The sequence below is a fragment of the Geothrix sp. PMB-07 genome, from assembly GCF_030758935.1.
GTDB lineage: Bacteria > Acidobacteriota > Holophagae > Holophagales > Holophagaceae > Geothrix.
The window spans coordinates 3,324,195-3,340,303 of sequence record NZ_CP132333.1 but is presented as its reverse complement, the minus strand read 5'-3'; the positions used below and the strand labels follow the sequence as shown (position 1 = coordinate 3,340,303).

Here is a 16,109-nt window from a genome sequence, read left to right as displayed (position 1 = left end):
TTGGTTGGGATCCGGGTGGCCGCGGGTCAGAGCCGGACGCCCAAGGCGACTTCAAGCACAAGTCCGGTCTTGCTGGACTCGGTGTACTTGGGCGCCGCGCCGGTCGTGGAGAAGGGGTGGTAGTAGATGCCGTTGAAGGTGGTCTCTCTGAGGTTCAACTCCAGCCGGAAGATGTCGGAGAAGGTCGTGCTCACACCGGCAAAGGCGCCCGGCTGAACCTTCTTCACGTCCTTCGAGTAGTTGGCGCCTTCGTAGTAGTTCCAGTCACCGTAGCCGCTGATGCGGGGAATCACTTGGAAGGTGTGGGCCGAGTCGTAGTAGCCCGGCGTCAACGTCATGAAGATTTCGTGGTGGGTCTGCCGGTAGTCGAGGCTCAAGCCTGCCTGCCAGTCCCAGCCCTCGGCCCAGGAGAAAGGAAGCGCAGCCTGATAGCCCACCTTCAGCCCAAGGCCCTTGAAGGTCATCGACTCGCCTTGCAGGGAGAAATCGGGGTTGATTACGACGGGATGGGTGTTGGTTCCGTCGAAATAGGTCTGTGAGACACTGCTGGGATTCCATGGATCCTGGTTGGGTGTGTAGTAGGCAGGGCCGTACTGCGTGGTGTCGCGACGGTAGCCGTTGAACACGTCGTAGGTCAGTTCTGTGGTCAGGCGCCCCTTGCTGAGGGGAAAGGCGGCTTCTAAGCCGAAGCCCATGGTCCGGTTGCCCAATGAGTCTTTGGCAACGGGGCCCGAGAGATTGCCTGCCCGGATCTTGAAGGAAAGATCAGGCATGGTTTGCGCCTTGATGGGCAGGGCCATGCCTGCCGCCAGCGCAAGGCAGATAGCCGCGGTTCGAACGCGGGTGGTCATGTGGTACCTCCGAAGTGGGTGGGGTGGAGGAGAAGGGGACAACGGGACCGTTTGGGTGGCCGCCATCAGGACTGGAGTTGGTCGGGACTCGCGCAAGCAGTGGGCTGGACACCCACTGGAATTCGCAATGACAAGACGCAAGATCTCGTGGCGCTTTATCCGCAGGGGATGAAGCGCCAGAGGTATTCGGCTGGAAAGGATCTCGCAAGCTGCAATCGGTTTCTGAAATCGGTTACATTATTGCGCTCGAACATGTCGCCTGGTCAATAGGCTTTTTACATATTTTTTTGGCCGGTGTTGTTTTCGGTTTCCCTTAAGTTCCCACGCCGTGATTCCTGCTTGCAGAATTCTCCGTCATGGTTCGGAACAGGCGGTGTTCAGGGCATCACCTTCCGCTTTTCTTCCAGTCCGCGAGAAAGCCTTCGATGCCCTTCTCGGTCAGGGGATGGAACAGCATCTGGTCGAACACTTTGGTGGGGATCGTCGCCACTTGGGCACCGGCCAGGGCGGCATCCGTCACGTGCCTGGGGCTGCGGATGGAGGCTGCCAGAACATGGGTGGGCAGGCCGTGGGTGGCGAAGATGGCGGTCAATTCCGAGATGAGCTCCATCCCCGGCAGGTTGATGTCATCCAGTCGGCCGATGAAGGGTGAAACATAGGTGGCTCCGGCCTTGGCGGCCATCAGGCCCTGGGTCGCGCTGAAGCAGAGGGTCACGTTGGTCTTGATGCCCTCACTTTTGAAAGCGTGCGTGGCCTTGAGCCCTTCGGCAGTCAAGGGAACCTTCACCACGATGTTCCGATGGATCTTCGCCAGCTTCCGGCCCTCTTCGATCATTCCAGGGGCATCCAGGGCAATCACTTCGGCGGAAATGGGGCCATCCACAATGCCGCAGATCTCCTCGATGATCGCCTCGAAGGGGCGGCCGGATTCCTTGGCGATGAGGCTGGGATTGGTGGTGACGCCGTCAAGGATGCTCCAGGCGCTGATCCGTTGGATCTCGGCGACATTGGCGGTATCGATGAAAAATTTCATATTCGGTTCCTGGGCAGGACCAGCCTCAGGGCAGAGGCTCGGGGAGATGGAGGGAGGGCCGGTCTGGAATCAGGTCGGCCAAGGCTTGGGGAGAATCCACCAGGGCGTCGAAGCCCAGAGGTTCCAATTCAGAACGTGAGTGGGTGCCCCAGGTCACGCCGATGGCGCGAACCCCGGCGTTCCGGGCCGTCTGCAGATCGGCGGAACTGTCACCCACATAGATCGCCCGGCCCGGGGGAATGGCGCCCAGGGCGGCAAGGAGCCCCCTTGGATCGGGCTTTGGCGCAGGCATGTCATCCTCGCCGATCATCGCCGTGAAGCAGTCCGCCACACCAAGACGATGGAGAATGGCGCGGATAAAGGCTCCGCGGCTGTTGCTGACCACCCCGAGGAGCAAGCCCCGATTCGCAAGGGCCTCCACTGCCTGCCTTACGCCCGGATAGAGGTCCGCCAGATCCGAATGGTGCAGGGCCAATTGGCTGTAGCGGTGGGCCATGTTCTCCTGGGCTGCGGGACTGTCTATGCCTGTGAGCAGGCCCAGCCGTTTGGCTGTGGGATGGACCATGCCCGCGACAATCTGGTCGGGGGTCGCCTTGTCCAGGCCCCTCTCCCACAGAACCCCGTTGGAGGCCGAAATCACGGCAGGAATGGAGTCGACAAGGGTGCCGTCGTGATCGAACATCACCGCATCGATGGGGCCGAGAGGGCTCAAAGGGGCTCCGTGGGGGAGGAGGAGGATCAGCCTCGGAAATACAGGTAGGCGGCGGCGATCAGCGCCACGACCAGGACAGAGACCGCCACATCGCGGCGGCTCCAGGAACTGCGGCTTTCAGCCCCCTGCTCGCTCGTGATGGTGCTGAAGGTGAGGCCCACGAGCTGCGCTTCATCCGGTGCTTTGGTGAGGTAGCTGACCACCACCATGGCGAGGGCACTGACCACGAGGATGATCATGCTGAAATACTGGAAGTAGATGTGATTGATGATCCAAAGCCAGGAGCCCGGCGTATAAGTGAAACCGTGGATCAGGGCGCCGGGAGTGTCCACGGCGAGCCGGAACAAGCCAAGAATGAAGCCCACCGTGAGCGCCGCCAGGCAACCCTTCGCGTTGAGTCGCTTCCAGTAGATGCCCAGGAAGAACACCACGAAGATGGGAGGCGCCAGATAGCCCTGGACCGATTGCAGGTAGTCGTAGAGCCCATGGGAGCCCTTGATGACGGGAATCCAGAGGATACCGATGAGAACCATGACCATGGTGGCGATCCGGCCCATGCGCACCAGGGAAACCTGACCGGCCTGGGGCCGCATCTTCGCGTAGCAGTCGAGGGTGAACAGGGTGGAGCTGGCATTGAAGACGCCAGCCAGGGAGCTCATCAAGGCGGCGATGAGGCCCGCGACCACCAGGCCCCGGACGCCGACAGGAAGCACGTGGGCGACCATGGAGGGGAAGGCGTATTGCAGTTGCGAGCGCACGGGCTGTCCAGAAGCGTCGATCATGCCGTTGAGGGCCGGGACGGTGCCGCTCTTGGCGAGGGCGAAGCAGATCATGCCGGGGATGATGAAGATGAACACCGGAAGAAGCTTGAGCAGGGCGGCGAAAATGGAGCCACGACGGGCGTGCTGTTCATTCTTGGCGCCAAGGGTGCGCTGGACGATGTACTGGCAGGTGCACCAGTACCACAGGCCGATGACCGGGGCGCAGACGATCATGCCCAGCCAGGGGTAGTGCCCATTGAAATACCAGGCCATGCGAGTGACCACGCCCGACTGGTTGGCCTCGATGACCGGCGCCCAGGTGCTTTGGACCCCGTGGGGCACCATGGGCTTCCAGAGGTTGAACATGTCCGCGGGAAGGGCGTTGTGGAGCGCCTGCCAGCCACCTAGTTTGTGAAGCCCCAGCACCGTGACGAGCAGGGAGCCGAGGATGAGCACCACCACCTGGATGGTCTCGGTGTAGGCCACGGCACGCATGCCGCCGATGACGGTGTAGATGCCGGTGAGCAGCAGGAGAGTGAGGCAGCCCACCCAGAAGCTGTCCAGGTAGATGAAGCCGAGGTTCAGGTGCATCTCTGGAAGCAGGAAGCCGAAGACCACGCCCCCGGCGAAGATGCCGACCGCCACCTTGGAGAGCACGTACAGGACCAGGGAGACGATGGAAAGCATCCAGCGCGAAGCCGGTGAGAAGCGCTTCTCCAAAAATTCCGGCATGGTGTAGACCCGGCTCCGCATGTAGAAGGGAACCATCACCCAGGCCAGAACCAAGAGGCACCAGGCGTGCAGCTCGTAGTGGGCCATCGCCACGCCATCTGTGGCCCCAGAGCCTGCCAGGCCCACGACGTGCTCGGATCCGATGTTGGAAGCGAAAATGGAGGCGCCGATGATCCACCAGCTGAGGTTCCTGCCCGCCAGGAAGTAGTCATCCGTGGTCTCGCGGTTTTTCCGAATCACCCACCAGGACACGGCGAGGAGGACGCTGAAGTAGAGGCCGATCACCAGCCAGTCAAAAGTCTGTAAGGCAGACCGCGACTGAGGCAGGGCCTGGGTCGGATCGCCGGTGAGGAGGGTGAGGAACATGGTGGATCCCTTCGATGGGGGCCGGGGTGGGGGGAAGGTGGAAGCCAGTTAGCGGTAGGAAGCCTCGTTCCAGCGGAGCTGGTTCTTGAAGTCGGGAATGCGCGTGTTCTCGTCGATGCAGAGGTACTCGATGCCTGCCATGGCGGTGAAGTCTTCGATGTGGGGGGCGAGGGCGGCCTGGCTGAAGGCTGCGTGGTGGGCGCCGCCGGCGTAGATCCAGGCAGCAGCCGCCACCTTCAGGCTTGGCCGGGGCACCCACAGGGCGCGGGCCACCGGAAGGTGGGGCAGGGCATGCTGGGGCTTCACCACATCCAGGATGCTGACGATCATGCGAAAGCGGTTGCCCATGTCGATGAGAGAAGCGTTCACAGCGGGACCCGATGGAGTGCCAAAGACGAGGCGCGGCGGATCATCCTTGCCGCCGATGCCCAGGCGGTGGATTTCCAGGGAGGGACGAGGCGTGTCTGCGATGGAAGCGCAGACCTCTAGCATATGGGCGCCGAGCACTTGAGGGGCCGAAGGATCGAGGTGATAGGTGTAGTCCTCCATGAAGGAGGTGCCTCCGGGCAGGCCGGAACCCATGACCTTCATGGCCCGGACCAGGGCGGCCGTCTTCCAATCGCCTTCGGCGCCGAAGCCGTAGCCGTCCGCCATAAGGCGCTGCACGGCCAGCCCCGGCAGCTGACTGAGGCCATGCAGGTCCTCGAAATTGGTGGTGAAGCCCTTGAAGCCGCCCGCGACCAGGAAGCCGCGCAGGCCCAGCTCAATGCGGGCGGATTCTTGAAGCGAGGCCCGCCGTTCGCCACCGGGTCGAAGGCAGGGCATGAGCTCGTACTGGCCGTCGAATTCGCGGCAGAGACGCTCCACTTCGGCGTCACTCACGGATTTGACTGCGGCCGAAAGGCTGCCCATGGCGTGGGCCGTCACGGAGTAGCCGAGCCGGATCTGAGCCTCCACTTTGTCGCCTTCGGTCACCGCCACTTCGCGCATGTTGTCGCCGAACCGGACGATTCGGGCGCCCTGCGCATCTTGCCAGGCACAGGCAGCCCGGGCCCAGACGCCGACTTCTTCCTGGACCGCAGCTTCCGTCCAATGGCCCACCACCACCTTCCGCTCCTTGCGCATGCGGGTGGCGATGAAACCAAATTCCCGATCGCCGTGGGCGGCCTGGTTCAGGTTCATGAAATCCATGTCGATGGTGGCCCAAGGCACATCACGGTTGTGCTGGGTGTGCAGGTGCAGGAAGGGTTTCCTCAGCACGGACAGCCCGCGGATCCACATCTTCGCTGGAGAGAAGGTGTGCATCCAAAGCACCAGACCCACACAGGCCGGGGTGCAATTGGCCTCCTCGCACAGGGCTGTGATGGCGTCGGGCGTGGTGAGCACCGATTTGAAAACCACCTTGGCGGGGATGCTCGGTGAGGCGTCCAGGGCCTGGGCGATTTCCTGGGAGTTGGAGGCCACCTTCTCCAGGGTGCTCGGTCCATAGAGGTGCTGGCTTCCGGTGACGAACCAGATTTCCTGCTGTTTCAAGTCGATCATGCTTGCTCCTGGCGTTGGCACTGCTGGTCACGGATGGTGAGGAGTTCTTTCATGACGTTGGCCATGGAGCCGTTCCAGGATGGAGTCCCGAAACCGTCATGGAGTTGGCGGTAGAGCTGGTAAAGGTCACGGTAGACGGCGTGGGCCTCCGGATTGGGCTGGTAGACCTTGCGGATTCCACACAGGCATTCCTGGGCCTTTCGGATGGAGGGGAAGGCGCCGGCGGCCATGGCTCCGAACAAGGCGGCACCGAGTGCGGGCGTCTGTTCGCTGCGCGCGATCTTCATGGGCCGTCCGGTGATGTCCGCATAGGTCTGCATGAGGAAGGCGTTCTTGGCCGCCAGCCCACCGCAGTTCACCACTTCCCGGATGGGCACACCGTAATCCTCGATGCGCTCGATGATGGTGAGGGCTCCGAAAGCGGTGGCTTCGATGAGGGCCCGGTAGATTTCATGGGGCTGCGTGTGGAGGGTCTGTCCCAGGAGGAGTCCGGTCAGACGGGCATCCACGAGGACGGTGCGGTTCCCGTTGTTCCAATCCAGGGCCAGGAGGCCGCTTTCGCCTGGCGTTTGCTGGGAGGCCAATTCACCAAGGGTTTTGAATTTCTCGTCGAGACCGGCGCCCAGGCTGTCGGGGACGAGGTTGCGCACGAACCACAGGAACAGGTCGCCCACCGCGGATTGGCCGGCTTCGATGCCGAAGTAGCCGGGTACCACCGAACCGTCCACGATGCCGCAGACGCCGGGAATGTTGGCCAGGGGCATTCCATTGGGCCAAACCATGATGTCGCAGGTGGAGGTTCCCATGATCTTCACGAGACTGCCCTCGGTCACGCCCGCGCCCACCGCTCCCATGTGGGCATCGAAGGCGCCAACCGCCACGGCAACGCCAGCCCGGAGGCCCAGGCGCGCAGCCCATTCCGGACAGAGTCCGCCCGCTTGGTGATCGGCAGGGTGCGCCTCCGTGAACAGGCGAGCGCGCAGGCTGGCCAGCGCCGGGTCAAGCTGGCCGAGGAAATCCGCATCGGGCAGGCCGCCCCACTTTGGGTTGAACATGGCCTTGTGGCCTGCGGAGCAGATGCCCCGCACGATCTGGGTTGGCTTCTGGTTTCCCGTGAGTACGGCCGGAAGCCAGTCGCAGATCTCCACCCAGGTGGCGGCGGCCTCGAACACATCAGGCGCCGTGCGGCGGCAGTGCAGAATCTTGCTCCAGAACCACTCTGAGCTGTAGGTTCCGCCGACCTGCGCGAGGTACTGCGGGCGGATCCTGGCTGCGAGTTCCGTGATCTGACCGGCTTCCTCGAAGGAGGTGTGGTCGCGCCAGAGCCAGACGTAGGCGGCGGGATCTTCCTTGAATCGCGGGTCGAGGCTGAGGGGATTCCCCTGTTCATCGATGGGCATGGGACTGCTGCCCGTGGTGTCGATGCCGAGCCCCACGACGTATTCCGGATCGAAGGCGGGGTCGCTGTCCTGGGCCTGGGCCAGCACGGAGCGCACGGTCGTTTCGATTCCCAGCAGGTAGTCCGAGGCATTCTGCCTGGCGAGATGCGGATCCTTGGGATGGGTGATGATACCGGCGTGTCCCGAGGGGTAGTTGAATACCTCGGTGGCCTTCTCTTCCCCTGTGTGGAGGTCCACCAGCAAGGCGCGGCAGCTGTTGGTGCCAAAATCCAATCCGATTGCGTAGATGGTCATGGGTGTCTCATTCCTGGCCGTAATAGGCGTTCTTGCCGTGCTTCCGCTGGAAATGCTTCTGCACGAGGGTTGCTTTCAGGGGCGCGATGTTCGGGTTGATCTGCATCGTCAGCAGGGCCATTCGGGCGATCTCCTCCAGCACGCCGCTGTTTTGGACGGCCTGCATGGGGGTGGATCCCCAGGTGAAGGGGCCGTGCCCACCCACCAGGATCATTTCGGGATGCGGCCCTGGCAGAGCAGCCAGGGTTTCGAGGATGAGCTTGCCGGTCTCCTCCTCGTAATCGCCCTGGATGGCTGCATCCGAAAGGAGGGGGGTCACGGGGACTGGCGCCGGAAACTGGTCCGCGTGCGTGGTTCCGAGGAGTGGGATGGCGCGCTGGGCCTGGGCCCAGGCCACGGCGTGGGTGGAATGCGTGTGCGCGACCCCCCGGATGTTGGGAATGTTCCTGAATAGGACCGCATGGGTCTTGGTGTCGGAAGAGGGGCGCAGGCTGCCTTCCACCACCCGGCCATCCAGATCCACCACGACCATGTCGGCGGGCCGCATCTGAGCGTAGGGAACACCACTCGGCTTGATGGCGAAAACCCCGGCGGTCGGGTCGAAGGCGCTGACATTCCCGAAGGTCTGTATGGCGAGGCCGTCATGCTTGAGCTGCATGTTGGCGTTCCATGCGGCGATCTTCAGGTCTTTGTACGCACTCATGCTTGCCTCTTACCGGCGAAGGGCCGGAAAAACAGAGAAAATCCCACCTAAAACCAGGTGGGTGGAGCAGGTTCGAATTATGAATGAAATCGGTTTCAGAAACCGATACCAATCTACTGATCCACCGCAGAGGGGTCAAGCATCCTGTTGAAAATATTCGGATGGCCAGAAACCGCGCAGGCTTGCGGCTTCTGGCCAAGACTCATCTAGAGAAGGCCTTCGGGACTGCGCCCGGTCGGCTTCGGCGGGCTGTTTACCCGAACTTGATCTTCATGGCGAGGATGGTGCCAGCGAGGAGCAGGGTGGCGCCATTGGCGAGGTAGACCGGGGCGCTATGGATGAGGACGCCATAGATGGTCCAGAGGAGAATGCCCAGGGTGAACAGGGAATACATCACCAGGGAGATACCTGCCGTTTGGCGCTCTCGAATAATCTTGATGGTCTGGGGGACAAAGCTCAGGGTGGTGCACAATGCAGCTGCGGAGCCCAGCAGGTTTTCGACGTGTGACAATCCAGCCTCCATTTCGTCGACCATACACGAACGGCAGGATCGCTTCGCCTTTCTTACCCCGAATGCTCCACGGGAGAATCCCTCAGCGGCGACCGAACACCCCGTCGTAAAGCCTCCATATGCCAAGGGGATTGCCCGCTTGCAGCTCCAGGGGCAGCAGGGTTTCAGGCGCGTCCTGGTAGCAGATGGGACGGGTCCAGCGGGTGATGGCGCGGGTGCCCACGCTGGTGGCCTGCTGCGCGCTGGTGGCGGGCCAGGGGCCCCCATGCACCATGGCATGTCCGACCTCCACTCCTGTGGGAACGCCGTTGAAAAGCACCCGTCCCGCAAGACGGCGCAGGGAGGGAAGCAGCCGCACTGCCAGCGCCTCGTCTTCGGGTTCCATCCACAGGGTGGCCGTGAGCTGGGCGGGCAAGGCCGCGATCGCGCGCTCCCGCTCGGTCTCGTCTGCACAGGCCACGAGCAATGCGGTGGGGCCGAAGACCTCTTCCGTCAGACCCGGAAGCCTGAGCAGTTCCTGGCCAGATGTTTCCATGAGCGCCGGCGCGCCGAAGCAGCCCTGGGATGGTTGCGACGAAAAGACAGGCACAGCGCCCGCAGACAGGTGCCGTTCCAGTCCCAGGCGGTAGGAGCGGGCGAGGCCTTCACCCAGCATGGGAGCGGGGGCGGCGGCGGCCATTGCTTCCGCCAGACTGCTACGCAGAGCCTGGAAACCGGGGCCTTGGACCGCGAGGATGATCCCCGGACAGGTGCAGAACTGGCCCACACCGTTGAGCACCGAAGCCGCCAGTGTCTGGCCCAGGGCGGCACCTCGAGCCGCCAGGGCTCCCGGAAGCGCCACCACGGGGTTGGCTGCTCCCATCTCCGCGAAGACGGGGATGGGATCGGGCCGATTCCGGGCCAATTCCAGAAGGGCCATCCCACCATGGAAGGAACCCGTGAAACCCACGGCGCGGATGGCTGGGTGTTCGACCAGGCGCCGGGCCACCCCATGGCCCGCATCGAAGAGCAGGCTGAAGGCTCCGGCGGGAAGGCCGACGCCGAGCAAGGCGGCCTGTACCACCTGGGCCACCAGTTCGCTGGTGCCAGGATTCAACGGGTGGGCCTTGGCCACCACCGGGCATCCGGCGGCGAAGGCCGAGGCGGTGTCCCCTCCCACGGCGCCAAAGGCCAGGGGGAAGTTGGAAGCGCCGAAGACAGCCACTGGACCCAGAGGTTGCAGCATGGAGCGCAGATCCGGCTTGGGCAGCGGTGTCCGGTCAGGGTTCCCCGAGTCGAGGCGCGCCTCCACCCAGGAGCCCTCTGCGGCGACATCGGCGAAGAGGCGCAGTTGGCCGCAGGTGCGGGCCAGCTCGCCCCGCACCCGGGGTTCAGGCAGGGCGGTCTCGGCCATCACCCTGGGCACCAGCTCGCCAGCAGCTTCTTCCAGGCCTTCGGCGATGCGCCGCAGAAGGGCCGAACGCGCTTCCCTGGGAGCGGCCTCCAAGACGGGGCCCGCTGCTCTGGCCAGTTCCACGGCGCGGTCCACCTCGGCATCGGAGGCGGAATGGAAGGGCGGATCCAGCCGTTCGCCAGAGGCCGGGTTCTGCGCCTGGAAGGTGGTGCCGTTGGCTCCTCCAGAAGCGGAGCCGATGAGGGAGAAGCCGTGAATCATGGGAGAACCCCCTGGACGTTGAGAAAAGCGGGATATGGAACGTAGCGTTCGGGGTAGGAAGGATCTTCAGGGGCGATGGGCCAACGCCTGAGCAAGCTCGGCCAGTGCTGTCTCACGCTCGGCCCCTGCCAAAATCGCCCGAGGCGCCCGCATGCGTTCGCTGCCCCAACCCATCTCCTGCTGCACGAGCTTGATGAGCTGCACGAACTTCGGCACCGTATCCATGCGGAGCAGAGGCAGGAACCAGGCATAGAGGCGGAAGGCCTCGTCGCGCTTTCCAGCCAGGGCGAGGTTCAGGAGCTCCACGCTCTCTTTGGGGAAGGCGTTCACCAGACCCGCGATCCAGAAAGAGGCGCCCATGGCCACGCCTTCCATGAGGCAGTCATCGACGCCGACTCCCAGAGCGAGGCGGTCACCAATGAGGGCGAGGATGCCGGCGATGCGGCGGGCGTCGGTGCTGCTCTCCTTCACCCCCAGCAGGTTGGGATGCAGGGCCGCCAGTTCGGCGATGTGCTCAGGTACGAAGTCCACCTTGTAGGCCACCGGATTGTTGTAGAGCAGGCAGGGCAGGGGCGTCGCGCGGATGACCGCGCTCATGTGGGCGCGCATCTCTGTCCAGTCGCCCACGTAGACATAGGGCGGTAGCACCATCAACCCTTTCGCCCCCGCAGCCTCGGCCGCCTGGGCCAGGCGCACCGCCTCGGCGGTGGACAGCGCCGCGATGCCGGGAATCACGGGCCTGCCTTCGGCGGCCTTCACACAGGTCCGGAGGACGGCCACCTTTTCCTCGAAATCCAGCGTGGCGCCCTCGCCCAGCGATCCGCAGGGAACGAGGCCGCCGCAACCCTGGCTCAGCATCCAGCGGGCATGAGCCTCGAGGGCTTCGTGGTCCACAGATCCATCAGTGTGGAAAGGGGTGGTGATGGCGGGCAGGACGCCCTGGAAGGGATTCATGGTTGCTCCGGTGGTGAAAGAAGGCCGACGAGGTCGGCGAAGGTCGTGGGGGAGAGGGGTTGGCGGGGGCCGCCTGGGCACCAGCCGAAGAGGAATTCCGCGGCGGGCCCGCAGATCCGTCCCTGGCATCGGCCCATGCCGCAGCGGGCGTGCAGGCGGGCATCGCGCCCTTGCGTGAAGGGCAGGAGGTCGCCCATGGGCACATCCTCGCAGCGGCAGAGGAGGGTCTCGGGAGTGGCGAGCCGTCGCAGTTCGGGGCGAAGGGCGAAGGCCGAGGCGAGGGCGGTGGCCCAGGCCCTCCCTTTGCGGATATCCCTCGCCAGCAGCCTGGCCTCTGCTTCAAGACCGGCGGCCCAGAGTCCAGCGGCGCGGCCCTCCGCCAAAGCCTTATCCACGCCGCCGATGCCTGTCGGTTCGCCCGCCGCGAAAACACCCGGCACCGAGGTTCGCTGTCCTTCATCCACGCAGACGCCATTGGGTGTGGTGTCGCAGCCCAGCAAACGTGGCAGCTCGAGGTCGGGAACCAGCCCATATCCGACGGCCAGAAAATCGGCCTCTAGGACCCGGAGACCTCGTGGAGTCTGGAGATGAACCTCCCGGAGCTGATGCTTCCCTGCGGCCCGGGTGACCCAGGCACCCGATTGCAGAGGCAGGCTCAAGGCCGGGAGCCCCTGTAGCAGCAGGCGAGGGCGCCGCAGCAGTTCCGGGAACAGGCCGCGCAGCGAGGCCGCCGAGGCCTGCTCAGCCACCGCAAGGATGTGGGCGCCCCGGCGGCGCAGATGCGTGGCCACAGCCAGGAGCAGAGGGCCGCTGCCACCCACGACGATCCGTTTCCCGCGCACATCGAGCCCTCCCTTCTCCAGGGCCTGCAAGCCACCGGCCCCGCAGACGCCCGGCAGGGTCCAACCCGGGAAGGGCAGGAAGCGGTCGCGGGCACCAGTGGCCAGAATCAGCTTGTCGTAGCCGAATCTTTCGGCACCCGTCGGACCCGTCAAGCCGAGCCAACCGGATGCGGGAGCCGCGACGACCCGGCGGGACATCCGAAGACAGACACTGCTGCTGCGGAGGGCGGCGAGCCAGAACCGCGCGGAGGGATACACGGGGTTGCCCCACTGCCCGCGCCAGATCTGGCCGCCGGGTTCAGGCTGGGCATCGACCAACGTCACGGCCATGCCGGTCTTCGCGGCACTGACGGCGGCCGCGATGCCGGCCGGGCCTGCGCCTACGACAAGGAGGCGCTCAGCCACGGCGCACCTGCATGCCTTCCTGCGCCACAAGCAGGCAGGCCAGGACGTCGCGTCCATCCACCTGCAGGCGGCACTCAAAGCATTGCCCGATGCCGCACAAAGGCCCTCGGGGGGCGCCGGAGAGATCCCGGCAAGCCACGGGCGGCAGGCCCAAGGCTGAAGTGATTCGAGCTCCTTCGGCCACTTGAACGGGCAGGCCATCCACCCACAGCCTAGGCATGGGTCGCCTCCGCAAAGCGGCTGGGCAGGTAGGGCGTCGGATCAAGGGGCGGCTCCAGTCCCAGGACCTGGGCCACGACCAGCTCCGCCGTGGCCGGGGCGGTGGTGATGCCCAACCCCTCATGGCCACAGGCGAGGAGCACGCCCCGGTGATGGGGCCAGGGGCCGATCAGGGGACGGTGATCCGGCGTTGTGGGACGGAAGCCCGTCCAGGTTCGCAGCACGGGCACTTCCGCCAGGCCGGGAACATAGCTCAGGGCCCTGTGGATCATGCGCTGGAAAAGCTGGGGGCGGAGATCAGGCGATTCATCCCCGAACTGGCGGCTGGAGCCCAGCAGGAGCTGGCCGTTGGGGCGGGGCTGCAGGTTGAAAGCCACACTGTCTTCCTGAGAAGCGTGGGCGGATTTCAGGTAGCCCAGTTCCACCAACTGATGCTTTAGGAAGCCGGGACGGCGGTCTGTGATGGCCAGGTGCCCCTTCCGTTTCACCAGCGGCAGGTCGGGCAGCAGGCGCGTGGAGTCGCTCCCCGCGGCAAGCACCACGCAGCCGGAAGGCAGCCGGGTGCCATCCTCCAGTCGAAGGCCGCCGCGTTCGAGACCCACCACGCGATGACCGCGCTGCAGGTCGGCCCCGGCAAAGGCCGCAGCCTCTGCCAGCAGCCGGGCCCCGGCGGGCGGGTAGATCACGGCATCCCCGGGCACAAGCATGCCTCCGGCCAGGTTGGATGCGAGGCAGGGCTCGAGTTCGCGGAGCGCAGCCGCATCCAGCAGTTCCGCCTGAATCCCAGCCGCCCGGTAAGCCTCGCACCGCGGTCGGACCAGCTCCATCTCTTCATCGTCGGCGGCTACCCAGAGGGTGCCGCAAACGTCCATCTCAAGGGGGGTTCCCAGTCCGGGAGCCAGCTCCTTCCAGCGTTCCTGACCGAGGCGGCAAAGGGCCAGCTCCTCCGGTGAGCCGTCCAGGATCACCAGATGTCCCATGGCTGCGCCGGTGGCGCCATGGCCCCATCCTTCGGCCTCCAGCAGGGTCACGCGGCAACCTTTTTGCGCGAGGGCCAGCGCACAGGCGCAGCCCACGATGCCTCCGCCCACGATCACGACATCAGGCGCCACGGGAGAAGCCCGCTACGAAGGGATCACTGGGATCGAGGATCAGGGTGGCTTCCGCGGTCATGTGCGCCCGTCCCTGGATGTGCGGCAGCAAAAGGCCATCCCGTCGGGCCATCCACCCCTTGAAGACGGAGCCGATGAGGCTCTCCTGGCGCCAGATCTGGCCCTCCGCCAGTTTGCCTTCATCCAGGAGGCAGGCGAGCTTGGCAGAGGTTCCTGTGCCGCACGGGCTGCGATCCCACTCCAGCCCAGGACATAGGACGAAATTCCGGCCATGGTTGGCGGGATCCGCGGCCGGGCCCGTGAGTTCCACGTGGTTGACCTCGAAGCCCACCTGGTGGCTCAGCCCCTGACGCTCCAGTTCCTGGAGGATCGCCGATGCGGCCCCCATCAGGGCTGGCAGCTGTTCCCTCCGCAGGTCGAGGCCGTGGTCATCCACGAGGAAGAACCCATTTCCGCCCCAGGCCACGTCACCGTGCACGAGGCCCAGGCCCGGCACCTGCAGGGGAACCTGCCGGAGGCAGCGACGGGCCGGCACGTTGATCACCAGGACGCTTCCATCTTCGAGAAGCTCCGCCTCTACCACACCCACGGGCGTGTCGATGCGCAGGCGCCCCGGCTGGAGCTTTCCAGCATGCCGCAGGGTCTCCACCACCCCCATGGTGCCGTGGCCGCACATGCCAAGAACCCCCACGTTGTTGAAGAAGATCACGCCAAGATTGCAGTCCGGCACATGGGGTGGCACCACCAGGGCGCCCACCAGCACCTCCGAGGCCCGGGGTTCGCAAACCAGGGCCCGACGCCAGGCCGCGTGGTCCCTTTGAAGCTTTGTTTGTCGTTCACTCAGGGGGCCGGAGCCGAGATCGGGGCCACCCTCCAGGACCACACGGGTGGGTTCGCCTCCCGTATGGCTATCGAAAACGTGGATGCGAGTCGCAGGTTCCAATGGGGTTCCTTGTTTGAACACAATCTTCTGCCCGGTTGCCGTGCCGGTCTTGTGCGATTCCCCCCCTGCGCGCGGCGAAAGATCACAAGGCCGCGGCTAGACTACGGACATGCCACCCTTTCGCGAATCGAGCCTGGATGCCTTGCTGAGCCAGGTGGGGAGCCTCGATTTCGTGGAGGCGCTCTTCGACCGGCTGAACCAGGCTGTCTTCACTGTGAAGGACACCGCAGGGCGCTACTTGGCCATGAGCCAGAGCGGCGTCGAGCGCTGCGGCCTGCCCTCGAAGCAGGCGGCCATGGGAAAGACGGTGTTTGACCTCTGGCCTCCGGAGATGGCCCGGCGCTATGCGGACCAGGATGCGAGGCTGCTGCGGACCGGAGGCCCCATCGTGGATGCGTTGGACCTCACCCTCTATCCGAACCGTCGCCCTGGCTGGTGCCTTACCCAGAAGGTGCCCATCAGAGATCACAGCGGCAGCGTGATCGCCCTGGCCTGCCTCAGCACGGACCTGCCCGAACCTAGCCGGACCGGTCTCATTGATGCCCCTTTCGCGGCGGCGGTGGATCACATCCACGGCCACTTCGCCGAAGGGCTCAGGCTCGAACAGTTGGCGGCCATGGCCGGGCTCTCCGCGGTTCAGTTTGAGCGGCGCATCAGGAAGGTCTTCCACCTCAGCCCCGGCCAGTACGTCATGAAAGTTCGCATCCAGGCTGCGGCAGAGGCCCTGTCGGATACGGACCTTCCGATCTCCGCCATCGCCGTGGACACAGGCTTCTGCGATCAGGCGGCGCTCACTCGCCAGTTCAAGCAGGTCACCGGCTTAAGCCCGGCTGCCTACCGGAAGTGGGCCCGCAGTTGAATGTCCAGGGGGTCATCGCGACGGTGGCGGGCTGAAGACGGAGATGAATTTGGTTTCAGAAACCGATTTCAGAAATCGGTATCATTTTGCTGGACACGAACTGGCCACTCCCTGATGCTGGTGGGGCTGTTCAGGGGCCTGGCCTCATCACCATCGGCGTCAGGCGTGCGACACCCTGCAACGATCCTTCGAACCCAGGGCTCTCAGCGGGGCCTC

At 64.7% G+C, this 16,109-nt stretch carries 15 protein-coding genes; 1 reads left to right on the top strand and 14 read right to left on the bottom strand.

All coding sequences use genetic code 11. The features are described from left to right. Nucleotides 1-26: 26 nt before the first annotated feature. From Q9293_RS14630 to Q9293_RS14565, 14 genes are all read right to left on the bottom strand, one after another. Nucleotides 27-851, bottom strand: a complete 825-nt coding sequence (locus tag Q9293_RS14630; RefSeq protein WP_306247790.1) for a hypothetical protein — start codon at nt 849-851, stop codon at nt 27-29. A gap of 385 nt (nt 852-1,236) precedes the next feature. Beyond that, nucleotides 1,237-1,884 (bottom strand): fructose-6-phosphate aldolase, encoded by a 648-nt coding sequence (gene fsa / locus Q9293_RS14625; protein ID WP_306247789.1) that lies wholly within the window; start codon nt 1,882-1,884, stop codon nt 1,237-1,239. A gap of 25 nt (nt 1,885-1,909) precedes the next feature. Beyond that, complete coding sequence (locus tag Q9293_RS14620) at nt 1,910-2,596, bottom strand: HAD family hydrolase (protein WP_306247788.1); 687 nt, start codon at nt 2,594-2,596, stop codon at nt 1,910-1,912. 26 nt (nt 2,597-2,622) lie between these two features. After that, the gene (locus Q9293_RS14615) at nt 2,623-4,455 is read right to left on the bottom strand and encodes a sodium:solute symporter (RefSeq protein ID WP_306247787.1); all 1,833 of its coding nucleotides are present in this window, start codon (nt 4,453-4,455) and stop codon (nt 2,623-2,625) included. A 48-nt stretch (nt 4,456-4,503) separates the two neighbouring features. Continuing rightward, nucleotides 4,504-5,997, bottom strand: a complete 1,494-nt coding sequence (araA, locus tag Q9293_RS14610; RefSeq protein ID WP_306247786.1) for an L-arabinose isomerase — start codon at nt 5,995-5,997, stop codon at nt 4,504-4,506. After that, entirely contained in the window at nt 5,994-7,691 is a 1,698-nt protein-coding gene (locus Q9293_RS14605; protein WP_306247785.1) for a ribulokinase, read from the bottom strand. The genes araA and Q9293_RS14605 overlap by 4 nt, the downstream gene beginning before the upstream one ends. 7 nt (nt 7,692-7,698) lie before the next feature. After that, a complete protein-coding gene (gene araD, locus Q9293_RS14600; protein ID WP_306247784.1) occupies nt 7,699-8,394 on the bottom strand; it encodes an L-ribulose-5-phosphate 4-epimerase AraD in 696 nt (231 codons plus the stop codon). 253 nt (nt 8,395-8,647) lie between these two features. Next, entirely contained in the window at nt 8,648-8,905 is a 258-nt protein-coding gene (locus tag Q9293_RS14595) for a SemiSWEET transporter (protein ID WP_306247783.1), read from the bottom strand. 82 nt (nt 8,906-8,987) lie between these two features. Continuing rightward, a complete protein-coding gene (locus Q9293_RS14590) occupies nt 8,988-10,559 on the bottom strand; it encodes an aldehyde dehydrogenase (NADP(+)) (RefSeq protein ID WP_306247782.1) in 1,572 nt (523 codons plus the stop codon). Nucleotides 10,560-10,625: 66 nt separating this feature from the next. Continuing rightward, entirely contained in the window at nt 10,626-11,513 is an 888-nt protein-coding gene (locus tag Q9293_RS14585; RefSeq protein ID WP_306247779.1) for a dihydrodipicolinate synthase family protein, read from the bottom strand. Then, complete coding sequence (locus Q9293_RS14580) at nt 11,510-12,760, bottom strand: FAD/NAD(P)-binding oxidoreductase (protein WP_306247777.1); 1,251 nt, start codon at nt 12,758-12,760, stop codon at nt 11,510-11,512. The genes Q9293_RS14585 and Q9293_RS14580 overlap by 4 nt, the downstream gene beginning before the upstream one ends. Beyond that, nucleotides 12,753-12,980: a 2Fe-2S iron-sulfur cluster-binding protein gene (locus Q9293_RS14575; protein ID WP_306247774.1), complete on the bottom strand. Its 228-nt coding sequence runs from the start codon at nt 12,978-12,980 to the stop codon at nt 12,753-12,755. The genes Q9293_RS14580 and Q9293_RS14575 overlap by 8 nt, the downstream gene beginning before the upstream one ends. After that, nucleotides 12,973-14,091: an FAD-binding oxidoreductase gene (locus Q9293_RS14570; RefSeq protein ID WP_306247771.1), complete on the bottom strand. Its 1,119-nt coding sequence runs from the start codon at nt 14,089-14,091 to the stop codon at nt 12,973-12,975. Before Q9293_RS14570 ends, Q9293_RS14575 begins: the two co-directional genes overlap by 8 nt. Next, complete coding sequence (locus Q9293_RS14565) at nt 14,081-15,034, bottom strand: proline racemase family protein (protein WP_306247768.1); 954 nt, start codon at nt 15,032-15,034, stop codon at nt 14,081-14,083. The genes Q9293_RS14570 and Q9293_RS14565 overlap by 11 nt, the downstream gene beginning before the upstream one ends. Nucleotides 15,035-15,143: 109 nt before the next feature. Here Q9293_RS14565 and Q9293_RS14560 point away from each other — a divergent pair, with 109 nt between their 5' ends. Continuing rightward, nucleotides 15,144-15,893 carry an AraC family transcriptional regulator gene (locus tag Q9293_RS14560; RefSeq protein ID WP_306247766.1) on the top strand — a complete coding sequence of 250 codons (750 nt, stop codon included), beginning with the start codon at nt 15,144-15,146 and terminating at the stop codon, nt 15,891-15,893. Nucleotides 15,894-16,109: the final 216 nt, after the last annotated feature.